The organism is Thiovibrio sp. Mzg5 (assembly GCF_055379285.1).
This window is the reverse complement of the sequence record NZ_AP022872.1, coordinates 2,328,077-2,340,963: the sequence shown is the minus strand read 5'-3', so window position 1 is coordinate 2,340,963 and position 12,887 is coordinate 2,328,077. Positions and strand designations below refer to the sequence as shown.

General features: G+C 57.8%; 10 protein-coding genes. 1 reads left to right on the top strand and 9 read right to left on the bottom strand.

Annotated elements, in window-relative coordinates:
- Positions 1-17: 17 nt before the first annotated feature.
- From ACZ46D_RS10775 to ACZ46D_RS10750, 6 genes are all read right to left on the bottom strand, one after another.
- Positions 18-2,114, bottom strand: a complete 2,097-nt coding sequence (locus tag ACZ46D_RS10775) for a hypothetical protein (RefSeq protein ID WP_464927438.1) — start codon at positions 2,112-2,114, stop codon at positions 18-20.
- Positions 2,115-2,159: 45 nt separating this feature from the next.
- Entirely contained in the window at positions 2,160-3,323 is a 1,164-nt protein-coding gene (locus tag ACZ46D_RS10770) for a tetratricopeptide repeat protein (protein WP_464927437.1), read from the bottom strand.
- A 40-nt stretch (positions 3,324-3,363) separates the two neighbouring features.
- Entirely contained in the window at positions 3,364-4,602 is a 1,239-nt protein-coding gene (locus ACZ46D_RS10765) for a GAF domain-containing sensor histidine kinase (protein WP_464927436.1), read from the bottom strand.
- Positions 4,603-4,736: 134 nt separating this feature from the next.
- A complete protein-coding gene (guaA, locus tag ACZ46D_RS10760) occupies positions 4,737-6,308 on the bottom strand; it encodes a glutamine-hydrolyzing GMP synthase (RefSeq protein ID WP_464927435.1) in 1,572 nt (523 codons plus the stop codon).
- Positions 6,309-6,349: 41 nt separating this feature from the next.
- The gene (guaB, locus tag ACZ46D_RS10755) at positions 6,350-7,810 is read right to left on the bottom strand and encodes an IMP dehydrogenase (RefSeq protein WP_464927434.1); all 1,461 of its coding nucleotides are present in this window, start codon (positions 7,808-7,810) and stop codon (positions 6,350-6,352) included.
- Between the two features lie 185 nt (positions 7,811-7,995).
- Complete coding sequence (locus tag ACZ46D_RS10750; RefSeq protein ID WP_464927433.1) at positions 7,996-8,916, bottom strand: Ppx/GppA phosphatase family protein; 921 nt, start codon at positions 8,914-8,916, stop codon at positions 7,996-7,998.
- A gap of 131 nt (positions 8,917-9,047) precedes the next feature.
- On the opposite strand from ACZ46D_RS10750, the gene ACZ46D_RS10745 reads away from it, so the two are divergent.
- The gene (locus ACZ46D_RS10745; protein ID WP_464927432.1) at positions 9,048-9,656 is read left to right on the top strand and encodes an L-threonylcarbamoyladenylate synthase; all 609 of its coding nucleotides are present in this window, start codon (positions 9,048-9,050) and stop codon (positions 9,654-9,656) included.
- A gap of 35 nt (positions 9,657-9,691) precedes the next feature.
- On the opposite strand, the gene ACZ46D_RS10740 is transcribed toward ACZ46D_RS10745, so the two are convergent.
- From ACZ46D_RS10740 to ACZ46D_RS10730, 3 genes are all read right to left on the bottom strand, one after another.
- Positions 9,692-9,979 carry an HU family DNA-binding protein gene (locus ACZ46D_RS10740; protein WP_307632554.1) on the bottom strand — a complete coding sequence of 96 codons (288 nt, stop codon included), beginning with the start codon at positions 9,977-9,979 and terminating at the stop codon, positions 9,692-9,694.
- Between the two features lie 13 nt (positions 9,980-9,992).
- The gene (gene sppA, locus ACZ46D_RS10735; protein WP_464927431.1) at positions 9,993-10,847 is read right to left on the bottom strand and encodes a signal peptide peptidase SppA; all 855 of its coding nucleotides are present in this window, start codon (positions 10,845-10,847) and stop codon (positions 9,993-9,995) included.
- Positions 10,848-11,068: 221 nt separating this feature from the next.
- Positions 11,069-12,787, bottom strand: a complete 1,719-nt coding sequence (locus ACZ46D_RS10730; protein ID WP_464927430.1) for a 30S ribosomal protein S1 — start codon at positions 12,785-12,787, stop codon at positions 11,069-11,071.
- Between the last annotated feature and the right edge of the window lie 100 nt (positions 12,788-12,887).

The window sequence follows — 12,887 nt, the reverse complement described above, 5'->3', positions numbered from 1 at the left end:
CTGGAGGCGAGATCCTGCTAGGTGTCCATCATCTGCCAGAGCGTTTGGCCCAAAGCGAACAGCGGCGCGACAAACAGGGTGACGATGAGCAGCGCCTGTCTCTGGAGCCACGAGTTGGTCAGCAGCGCGAGCACCCCGTCGGAGTCACCAGCCAGAAAGAAGGCCAGGAGGGGAAAGAGCAACGCCCCCACCCCCAGCAGAACCACCTCGGTCATGAGCAATTTTCGGCCAAACAGCTTTGCCCCGTCGAACAAAATTCTTACCCAATTCATCCTTGCAGAGAGAGGCGTCAAGGCGTCGCAACCCTCCCGAACCTGGGCCAGCCGCTCCTGAACCGTCTGGTAGAGCTGGCCGTGCATGTTCTGCAGGGCCAGGGTTTCTATTTCACTGAGGTTTTTGCGAGTCGCCTGGAGAATTTCCTGAAAATTTCCAAAAAAAGACTGGTAGGGATAGCCCTGCCAGTAACGCCTAAAGGATTCCCAGGTCGCCAGCATCCGGGCAATATCGGCCTTCATGGCATCAAGGGCGTTTTCCTGCAATCGGTAGCAGCCCCGCAACAACGCCTGGGCCTTGTGCGCCACCTCAAGAAGGTCGTAATAACTTCCCTGGGCAAACTGCGTTTCGAGGCCGGCAAGGTCGGCGAACAGGGGGGCCGGGCCTTCATCCTCCTCGGGAAACCAAGTCTGGATATCCTGGCAGACCGTCTGGGCCTTCAGCAGGTTTTCTTCGGCCTCCTGTCGCTGGACCTGTAGCCGGACCGCGAGGAGATCCTCAACCGGACCCGCAACGGCAAGCAGTTGCGGGTCCATGAGCGCGGCCAAAAACAGCTCTTTGCGTTCGGCAACCAGAGCCCGGAGCTGCCGGAGGCCTTTCTCTCCCATATCCCCCTGGACCATAAGCTGGACCTGCCGATAAAGGGCCTCGGCAAGATCCCGGCGTAGGCTGAAAACATTGTCCAGCGCGTGTCCCGCCTTCCAGTGATCATCGTGGAGGGCATAATACCTGGACTGCAACAGGGAGATATAGATCTTTTCCTTGTCAGAATTCGCCATCACCGCGGCATGTTCCAGAAAATGCTCGAGATCGTTGTCCCGATCGAGCTCGAGGGCGACAAAGGCGCGACCGATTGTGGCATAAAACTGCTTGCCCTTTGGCCGTCTGCTTTCCTCGACAAAGAGATCCTCGGCCTGGGCGTACTGGCCCACCCGCAGACAATCAAGGCCAAGATGCAGGCTGTGGCTGTCCACCGACACCGTCTCCGGCTTGGTCAATTCCTCCCATTTGGCATTGCTGTTAAAGGCAATGTTCCACAAAAACCTGGGCTGACAGATCAGGTTCAGGTCAAAATAGGCAAGATACACCTGGAGGAGGGGACTCTGGCGGATCTGGGATACGGTAAGCCCTGCCGCCATCAGGTTGGCCAATTTTTCCTGCACGGCCAGGGCCTTGCCAAACAGTTCGCTCAATGTTTCAAGGGGCAGATACCCGGCCAGGGAAATCCCCTGGGTGGCCATGGTCAACATTTTCCCAGGGCAGTCCGCCGGCTTGTGGGTGGTCATGCCGCAGTAAAAACAGGGGGCAAGCGGTCCGGCAAGGGGAAGGGCGCGGTGGGGAAAAATCTCGATGCGCGGGATTTCCGGAATGGATAAGGAGAGAAGATACAACCCATTGCCAGCCTCGGCAAAGGTGTGGGACAAACCATTTTCACCGGCCGGATTTTCCGCCCACTGCTGTTTCAAGGGGGACGTTACATAGGGCTGCTCGAGCTGGAGAAGATCCCAGAAGCTCGCCGTAGCGTCATGCAAGGGTCCAGGGGGGTCGCCCTCTTTTTCAAGATGCAGAACAATGTGCAGGGGCAGGGGGCCGACATTCTTCTTCCACTCATACACCTTTTTCAACCGGGTCAGACTTTCCAGCAGCGTAACACAGGCGGTATCCGGCTGCGCGAAATGAAAAAGCAGCAGGGTCTCCGTGCTGGCGGGATCTTCATGCCCTTTTCCGGCAAGAGCCTGGCGCAGGTCCAAAAGAAAATCCGCCCAATTTTCTCCCAGGATATTTTGCCCTTGGGAGTTCAGGGACTGGAGGGCGAGAACGATGGTGAATTCTTCTGCCATGGATGAAATAGCCTGTTCCTTGTCGAAAAACGTCCGGCCCTGGCCTTATAGACACTTGTCCAGGATGGCGCGGGCTTCCTTATGTCCGGGCTCAAGGCGGAGCACCTTCGAAACCCACTGGTCGGCCCGCACTGGAAATTTCATGGAATAATAAGCTTTGCCCAGGGCCAGGAAAAGTTCGATGTCCTCGGAGGTTTTTTCCGCCGCCTTTTCCAGCATCTTGACCGCTTCATTGCAATCGCCCGCAGTAAACAGGGCCATGCCGATTTTTTTGTTCAGATAGATGCGTTCCGGGTCCGCCTTCAGCACCTCGCGGTAGGATTTGACCGCCAGCTCCCCCAAGCCGCAGCCGCTGCAGGTGTCGGCAATATCTTCCTTGAAGTCGATATCGTTGCCCTTTGTTTTCAACACCAGACGCAAGACTTTCTCCGCCTCGGGCAGCATTTTTTTCTTGATGAGCAGCTTGGCAAAATTCATGGCTCGGTCCGCATGCCTGGGGCTGATCTCCATGGCCCGGTTGAAGTTTTCCAGGGCCATATCCATCTTGCCCTGCCGGAAATAAATCTGGCCCAGGGCATGGTAGGAACTGACATCAAGCCGGTTGATCTCCACGGCCTTTTCAAAGCAGAGTTGGGCTTTTTTCAGGTCGCCTTTTTTCCCGTAGAGCCTCCCCAGTTCCCGGTAGGGCTTTGAAGACCGGTCATTGATCTTGGCCGCCTCCGTGGCCGCGCCAATGGCGCCGTCCAGATCGCCCTTTTCATCAAGGGTGCGCGCCTGAAGCAGCAGCTGGTTGAAGGGAGAAGGGTTATTGAGCTGGCCGAGAAGCTCCATAACCTTCTGCTCCAAGGTCGCGGTGACAAAGGGCTTGGTCATGTATGCGTCAACATCCTGCTCGGCCGCTTCGGCGACAATATCCATGTTGGCTTCCGCCGTGACCATGAGAAAGGGAACATCGCGCAGCTTCGTGGTGGCCCGGATCAACCCCAGCAACTCGGTGCCGGACATATAGGGCATGTTGTAATCACAGATGATAAAATCGATGGCGATGTTCTCATCCTGGAGAAGCTTCCAGGCATCCCGGCCATTGCCCGCCTCATAAAACTCCTTGCCGAACTGGACCAGCTTCAGCATGGCCTTGATGGAGCGGCGCATGTTGTCGATATCATCCACGATCAGAAAAACCATGTCTTTTGGGGCTTTGAGCTTCATCCTGCGTTTCTTCCCTTTGCTGAAAGCTGTCAGCTCTGTATTACAGGGGCAAGGTAAAATAAAAACGGGAACCTTGCCCCGGTTCGCTCTCCACGCCGATCCTGCCCTGGTGAATCTTCACGGCCAGACGGCAGAAGTAAAGGCCAAGGCCGGTGCCGATCAGGGCATCCTGCTTGTCGGAAATCCTGGCGTATTTCTCAAAAATGGTGCGATGCTTGGAAGCGGGGATTCCAGGGCCTTGATCCTGCACATAAAATTCCAACTTTTTCTTGCCGGGGACCTGCCGACAGCCAAAGCGGATGGTGGTGTTGCTCGCGCAATAGCCCAGGGCATTGGTGAGCAGGTTCTGCAACACCCGCAGGATGAGAATCCGGTCCAGGGCAATCCGTGGCAAATCCGCCTCCACCTCCAGGATCAGCTCCACCGCCTTGATCCTGGCCATGCCCTTGATGCTGCTCAGACATTCGGCCAGCATGGGGCCGGGCTCGACCACCTCTTTGATGGGCGCCAGCTTGCCGTCTTCAATCTTACCGATGCTCACCAGGTTTGAAACCATGCGCACCGCCCGGTCGCATCCCATTTGGGCCGATTCCAGAAATTCCCGGTTATCCTCGGAAACGGTGTAGGAGAGGATATCGAGATTGGCCACCACCTCGGAAAGCGGCCCCTTGAGGTCATGGATCAGCATGCGGGACAGTTCGGCGCGCAAGGTCTCCTGATGCCGCAGCTCAAGATTTCGTTCCCGGAGGATGCGCTGCTGCCGACGGAGATCCTGTTGCAGATTTTCTTGGACAAGCAAGGAGAGAATGATGCTGCTGAAGTCAAAAAGACGGGTGATATCCTCCTTGAGCAGATCCCGGTCGCCGATCTTGTCGGTCACATTGATGACGCCAAGCACCTTGCCCGTATGCAGGATCGGCATGGACAGCAACGAATTGCGCTTGTAGCTGCTCCGGCACAGGCGGTCAAAGCGCGCATCCTTGGAGATATCCTTGATAAAAAGGGGCTCCTGATGTCTGGCCACCCACGCGGCCACGGACCGTTCATCGTCAAGGGTCTGCTCATGGCCGAGAATCTCAGGTCGGCTTGCCGCCCGGACCACCAGATGTTTCTTCCGCTCCAGCACCATGAGGGAGCCTTGCTCCACCCGGAGATACTCGAGGATAACCTCGAGTATCCGGCCCAGACGCGTCTGATAGTCAAGGCGGGGGGTGTTGATCACCCCGGCAATCTGGGAAAAACTGTCCAGAAGCCGGTTGGCTAGCTCAAGATCCCGCATCTCTTTCTCTCCACCCTTCACGGCAACCCCTTTCCCCTTAGAGATTAGTCGGCAACAATCTGCGCCCCTTCAGAAAAGCATCCTGCCATTCATGGTATCACAAAGAAAACGGCGGGGTAAAGCGACAACTGGGGCTATTCCCACTCGATGGTTCCCGGCGGCTTGCCGGTCACATCGTAGACCACCCGGGAGATGCCGCGCACCTCGTTGACAATCCGCCGGGAGACATGGTCGAGGAAATCATAGGGAAGATGCGCCCAGCGGGCAGTCATGAAATCCACGGTTTCCACGGCCCGCAAGGCCACTACATGGGCGTACTGGCGGTTGTCGCCGACCACGCCCACCGATTTCACCGGAAGGAACACGGTGAAGGCCTGGGAGACCTTATCGTAGAGCTCGTTCTTGCGCAGCTCTTCGATGAAGATCTCATCGGCCAAGCGCAGGGTGTCGGCGTAGTCCTTGCGCACCTCGCCCAGGATGCGCACCCCGAGCCCAGGGCCGGGGAAAGGATGGCGGTAGACCATCTCATAGGGTAACCCCATTTCAACCCCGATGACGCGGACCTCATCCTTGAACAGCTCCCGCAGGGGCTCGACCAGGCCAAGCTTCATGTGCTCCGGCAACCCGCCCACATTGTGGTGGCTTTTGATCATCTTGGCCTTGCCGGTTTTGGCCCCGGCCGACTCAATAACATCGGGGTAGATGGTACCCTGGGCCAGCCACTTGGCGTTGGCGAGCTTCTCCGCCTCCTCCTCAAAAACCTCGATGAAGGTGTTGCCGATGATCTTGCGTTTTTGTTCGGGGTCTTCCACGCCTTTGAGTCCGGAAAGAAACCGTTCCTCCGCGTCCACCCGCAACACCTTGACTCCCATGTGCTTGGCAAAGGTGGTCATGACCTGATCGCCTTCATGGAGCCGCAAGAGGCCGTTGTCCACAAAAACACAGGTGAGCTGGGTGCCGATGGCCCGGTGGAGCAGGGCCGCGACCACCGAGGAGTCAACCCCGCCGGAAAGCCCCAGCAGCACCTCGTCTGCACCGACCTGGCTGCGGATCTGCTTGATGGTATGGTCGATGATATTGCTCGGCGTCCAGAGGCGGCCGCAGCCGCAAATTTCGTGGACAAAACGCTCGATGATCCGCTGGCCCTGGCGGGTATGGGTCACCTCCGGATGAAACTGGAGGCCGTAGAAGTTGCGGCTTTCGTCTCCCATCCCGGCCAGCGGGGCGTTGTCGCTCTCGCAGATGGCCTGAAACCCTTTGGGCAGCCGGGTGACCCGGTCGCCGTGGCTCATCCAGACATCGAGCAGGCCAAAGCCCTCGGGGCTGGTATGATCCTCAATGTCTTGCAGGAGCCGGGAATGGTGGCGGGCCCGCACCTGGGCATAGCCGTATTCGCGATGGCTGGCCGATTCAACCTCGCCGCCCAACTGGGCGGCCATGGTCTGGAGACCGTAACAGATGCCAAGCACCGGCGCGCCCAAGGTGAAAACCACCTCGGCGGCGCGGGGGGTCTCGGCCTCATGCACGGACTGGGGCCCGCCCGAGAGGATAATCCCCTTGGGGCCAAAATCTCGAATCTCCTCGGAGGTCATGTCCCAGGGATGGAGCTCGCAATACACCCCGGCCTCCCGCACCCGCCGGGCAATGAGCTGGGTGTACTGGGAGCCGAAATCAAGAATCAGTATCTTTTCGCTGTGGATATCCATTTTGCACCTTTGGTGTCTGCACTCAGCACTCTGTACTAGTTTCACCCCAACCGATAATTCGGAGCCTCTTTGGTGATGATCACATCGTGAACATGGCTTTCCTTGAGACCCGCCGCCGTAATCTTGACAAACCGCGCCTTCTGGCGCAGCTCTTCGATGGTGGCCGCTCCCAGATAGCCCATGCCGGAACGCAACCCGCCCATGAGCTGGTAGATCATGTCGGAGAGCGGCCCCCGGTAGGGCACCTTGCCTTCGATCCCCTCGGGCACGTATTTGGCCTGGCTTTCCACCCCTTCCTGGAAGTAGCGGTCGCTGGAGCCCTGCTTCATGGCGCCGAGCGAGCCCATGCCCCGATAACCCTTGTAGGTTCTCCCCTGGTACAAAAAGGTCTCGCCGGGGGACTCATCGGTGCCGGCAAAGAGGCTGCCGATCATGACCACCCGGGCGCCGATGCCGATGGCCTTGGCGATCTCGCCGGAGTACTTGATCCCGCCATCGGCAATCACCGGCACGCCGAATTTTTCCGCGGCCTTGGAACAGTTGTGGATCGCGGTCATCTGCGGCACTCCGACCCCGGCCACGATGCGGGTGGTGCAGATGGAGCCGGGCCCGACCCCGACCTTGACGCAATCAGCTCCCGCCCGGATCAGGGCCTCGGCCCCTTCCCCCGTGGCCACGTTGCCGGCAATGACCTGGAGTTCGGGGAAGGCATCCTTGATCCGGGTCAGGGCGTTCAAGATGTTCCGGGAATGCCCGTGGGCGGAATCAAGCACCACCACATCCACCCCGACGCCGATCAATTTTTCCACATGCTCCAAGGCGGAGTTCACGCCGATGGCCGCACCCACCCGCAGCCTGCCCAGGTCATCCTTGGCGGCATTGGGATACTTCCGCACCTTTTCAATGTCCTTGATGGTGATCAACCCCTGGAGATTGCCCTCATCATCCACCACCAGGAGTTTTTCGATCCGGTGCTCATGGAGGAGGGCCTTGGATTGATCCAGGGTGATGCCGGCCTTGGCGGTGACCAGGTTCTTGCTGGTCATCACATCCCGGACCAGCAAATCCTCGTCGGAAACAAAGCGCAGATCGCGGTTGGTGACAATGCCGACCAGCTTGGTGCCGCGGAGAACCGGCACCCCGGAGATCCGGAAATTGCGCATGATCTCGTTGACCTCGCGCACGGTCTGGGCATCGTTCACCGTGATCGGGTCGATGACCATGCCCGACTCGGACTTCTTGACCTTGCGCACCTCGCGGACCTGTTCTTCCACGCCCATGTTCTTATGGATAATCCCGATCCCGCCCTCCCTGGCCATGGTGATGGCGGCCCGATGCTCGGTGACCGTGTCCATGGCCGCGCTGACCAGGGGAATATTCAGGGTGATGGTCTTGGTGAGCATCGTGGCCAGGCTCACTTCGGTGGGCAGTACTTCGGAAGCGGCCGGCACCAGAAGCAGGTCATCAAAGGTATAGGCATGTTCGATTGTCTCGAGTGACATCAGCGGACTCCCTCAAAAAAAATGTGGCAGGTGATGCGCCTCGCTTGCCAAGGCGATCTGAGATACTAGAGCGCCACCCTGAAAACGGGTGGCAAAAAAACGTAGAGTCTTCACTATAAAAAACTTTCAATCCGGAGGTCAATGGCGAGTTTGCAGGGGGAGCGCATTTGCCGCTCGCGGCAAGGTCAGCACCCTGTTGCTCCGCTCAGGAGAATGCCCTCCAGCAACCCGGCATCGCTGACCAGCACTGGGCTTGCCAGCGCCTCCTGTAACTCCTGCAAGATCTCAGCCCCGGCCACGATAATCTCCCCGCGCCCATCGGCCAGGCCGGGCAGACCGTTGCGTTCCTTGGAGGAAAAGGTGGCCAGCCAGGCCACCAGACGGGGCAACGTCGCCTGGCTCAAGGGGTAATTCTGGACCTGCTGGGCATCATAGCGGTCCAGCCCCAAGGCAAGAGCGGCCAAGCTGGTCGCTGTCCCGCCGGAAGCCACCAGCAGGGAATCTTGCCCGAGCAGCTCCCTCTCGGCGATACCCCGCAGAGCCGGGGTCAGGGTAGCCCTGATCTTCTCGCGCATAGCCTCGCGATCCGCACCGAATTCCTCGGTTAATCCTACCGCGCCCAGGGGCAGGCTTATCATCCGGGCCGCGCTCCCGGCTGTGGCCTGGAGGACGACTTCAGAGCTGCCCCCACCCACGTCCACCAACAGCAGGGGATAGCGCCGCCGTTCTTCAGGCAGGGCGGAAAGCGCCCCCAACAGAGCAAGGCGGGCTTCCTCCTCGCCGGAGAGCACCTCGATTGTAAGCCCGGTCAGTCCCTTGACCCGTTGGCGAAATTCTTCCCGGTTGGTGGCTGTGCGCACGGCATGGGTGGCGCAGGCCCGCACGCTGTGTAACGGGTATGGTGCCATTATTCCGGTAAAGCGGGCCAGGGCTGTTTCGGCTCGAAGCATGGCCGCGGGAGCAAGCAGACCGCTAACGCCAAGACCTTCACCCAGCCTGACCGTAACCAGATCGTGGGCCAGGGGGAGGAGGCAGCCATCCCGCACCTCGGCCACCAGCAAACGGAAACTGTTGGTCCCGATATCTATGCCGCAGGCTATGCTCATCGTCGCTTCCCAGCTGTCACTGCTTCGCTGTTGCCTTTTACCGGGCAGTCCCGTACAATATGGGGAAAGAATCTCAATCCCCAGAAGGGGTTATCTGCCATCCACCCGTATCCAGCAAAAAGGATCGCCGCGTGCTACTTGACATCAATCCGGACAACCCGCAACCCCGTTTGATCCAACAGGCGGCGGAGGCCCTGCGCAAAGGGGCGGTGATCTGCTATCCCACCGACACCGTCTACGGCATCGGTTGCGACATGTTCAACCAGAAGGCGATCAAGCGGATCCATCAAATAAAAAAGAGGCCGATACACCAGCCTTTCAGCTTCATGTGTTCAAGCCTCAAAAACGTCAGCACCTATTGCCATGTCTCCAACATGAGCTACAGGATCATGAAAAAAGATCTGCCCGGCCCCTACACCTTTATCCTGCAGGCGGCAAAGTTGGTGCCGAAAATCATGCTCAGTCGGCAGAAAACCGTGGGGATCAGGGTGCCGGACAACGCGATCTGCCTGGCGCTCATCGAAGCCCTGGGCAACCCGATGCTCAACACCAGCGCCATCCAAGACCCGGACGATCCACCCATGAGCGAGGCCTTTGAAATCGAGGCACAGTTTGGTCGCCTGGTGGATATCATCATTGACGGCGGCACGATATACCCGGAGCCATCATCCGTGGTCTCGCTTATCGGCGATACGCCGGAGGTGTTGCGTCAGGGAAAAGGAGACACCAGCCATTTTTGAAGGGGGGGGGAATGCCCTCAAAGGCCGGGCCCCGGTTACTTCCCGTTCTGGATCAGGGCGTCTTTCAGCGATTTGCTCATGGTGAAGTGCAGATTTTTGCGGGAGGTAATCTTCATGACCTTGCCGGTCCTGGGGTTCTTGGTTGTCCGCGCCTTGCGCTGGCGCACGGAAAAACTGCCAAAACCGCGGATCTCGACCCGCCGGTCTTCGGCCAGGGCCTCCACTATGGTGTCCAACATGATATCAACGGCCTGGCTCACATCCTTTTTCAGATATGCGCCCATCTCTTCGGCCACTGCATTTACCAAATCCCGTTTCAACATCTTTGATACACTCCTATCGCAAGGTCCCTGTCCATTCATAGGCCAGCATCGGACCGGATAAACCTGTCTGCTGTAATAGCGATTCACTTTTTTTACCGGTCATCAGACGCAGGAAGGAAAAATCTTCTTCCCGGGGATAGATAAGTTCCGGCATCTTTTCCGTCTTCATTCCGGCCAGGTCGGCGGCCAGCATGACCGCGTCGCTGAAATTGCCCAGCTGATCAACCAGGCCGTACTCCTTAGCCTGCTGTCCGGAAAAAATACGGCCATCGGCAATCTTTTTCACCTCTGCCACGGGCAGGGACCGACTCTCGGACACGGCCTGAACAAACTGGCTCTGAACGACATCGATCATGCCTTGGAGCATCAGCCTCTCTTCGCCGGTCATGGGCCTCGACGGAGAGCCGATATCCTTCAGCTTGCCGCTTTTGACCACCTCGTTCTTGTAGCCTATCTTCTCAAACAGCCCTTCCAGATTGGCAAACTTGAGGATCACCCCCATGCTGCCGGTCAGGGTGCCGGGGTTGGCAACAATCTTGCTGGCGCCCAGGGAAACATACAGGCCGCCCGAGGCTGCCACCGAACCCATGGAGGCGACCACCGGCTTGATGCCGCTGGTCCGCTTGACCTCGTCATAAATCTCCTGGGAAGCGCCCACCGCCCCGCCGGGACTGTCGATCCTCAGGACAATGGCCTTGATCTTGGGCTCTTCCCGAAAGGCCACCAGATCTGCAAGGGTTGCCTCGGATTCGAGGATGACTCCCTTGACATCAATAACCCCGATCCCTTCCTTGAGGAAAAGCTCGGATTTGGACGGACCGGCGAGGTGGACAACAAAAAAGGTTATTCCACCCCAGAAAAACAGCATGATAGCCCCCAGGACCAATAATCCCGTGAGGACCGGATGCTTGTGGCGGAATAACCCTTGTGGCATGACAAACCTGGCAATGAAAATTTGATGGACTCGTAAAAAAGGAAAGCCCACACATGTCCGTGACACAAAATCAAAAAAAATTAGGAGCCGTTACGAAACAACCTGTACTTTGACCATTTCGTTACGGCTCCTTTGGAACAACGGCTTCGGCCTGGTTACTCCTGGGCCTTATTGTCCATCTCTTCCTTCAACAGATCGCCAATGGTGGACGGGCCACTCTTGGACTGCTTCTGCTTGAACTCTTCGTAGTTGCCTTCGCCGGAATCATCGGTCAGTGCCTTGATGGAGAGGCCGATCTTGCGGTCCTTGGCGGAAACATTGATCACCTTTGCTTCCACGGAATCACCGGCATTGTACAGACCAACCGGGGTGGCAACCTTGTCCTTGCTGATCTCGGAAACATGGATCAACCCTTCGATGCCTTCTTCTACTTCCACGAAGATGCCGAATTCGGTGACATTGGTGATCTTACCCTGCACGGTGCTACCCACCGAATATTTCTCGATGGCGGCCTGCCAGGGATCCGGCTCCAGCTGCTTGACGCCGAGGGAGAAGCGCTCGTTCTCGCGGTCGATTTTCAGCACCACGGCCTGGATGGTTTCACCCTTGGCGTATTTCTCGGAAGGATGCTTGATTCGCTCGGTCCAGGAAAGGTCGGAGACATGGATCAGGCCATCGATTCCTTCCTCGATGCCGATGAAAACGCCGAAGTCGGTGATGTTCTTGATCTTGCCTTCGATGATGGAGCCCACCGGATAGTTCTCGCTGACCAGATCCCAAGGATTGGGCTGCAACTGCTTCATGCCGAGAGAGATGCGCTTGGCATCCACGTCGATGTTGAGAATGACCACCTCGGCCGCCTCGCCAACGCCGACAATCTTGGAAGGATGCCGGGTTTTCTTGGACCAGGACATCTCGGAAACATGGATCAGACCTTCCACGCCCTCTTCCAGTTCGGCGAAGACCCCGTAGTCGGTGATGGAGACCACCTTACCCATGGCCTTGGCGCCGATGGGGTAACGCTCTTGCACGGTGGCCCAAGGGTCTTCCTTGAGCTGCTTGACGCCAAGGGAAACCTTGTCGTTCTCACGGTCGTACTTGAGGATCTTGACCTGAACCTCTTCGCCCACCTTGAACAGCTTGGAGGGATGGGAAACACGGCCCCAGGAGAGATCGGTGATGTGGCAGAGACCGTCCATGCCGCCCAGGTCGATGAACACCCCGTAATCGGTGATATTGGTAATGGTGCCCGTGACCACCTGGCCTTCCACCAGGTTGGACTGCATATCTTCCCGCAGCTTCTTGCGCTCGTCCTCGAGGATGGCGCGGCGGGAGATCACCACATTGTTGCGCTTGCGATTGTATTTGAGGACCTTGAACTCAAAGGTCTGGCCGATGAGGCTGTCCAGATCCTTGACCGGCCGCAGATCGATCTGTGAGTAGGGCAGGAAGGCCGGCACGCCGATATCGACGGACAATCCGCCCTTGACCCGGTTGTCGATCCGGCCCGAGATGGTGCCGTCCTCTTCCTGGATCTTGGCGATGTCTTCCCAGACCTTGATGCCGATGGCTTTTTCGCGTGAGAGCTTCAGGCCGCCTTCGACCTCCCGCTTCTCCACGAAGACGTCAAAGATGTCGCCCACCTTAACGTCGATTTCGCCATTTTCGTTTTTGAACTCGGAACAGTGGATCGCACTTTCCGACTTGTCGCCGATATCCACCACGATAAAATCGTTGGCCAGGGCGATAACGGTGCCGGATACGACTTCACCCACCTCCGCTACCTTGAGACTTTCCTCGAAAAGCTGAGCAAAGCTCATTTCCCCTTCATTCACATCGGACTTCGTTTTGGTTGCTGTTGTGCTTTTTGCCATGGAAACAATCCTCCTTTGATAGATCGAGCTTATATACCAGAGAATATGGGCAAATACAAACTTTTTATCTGCGGCAAACGGATCAAACCTTGGGGGAAAA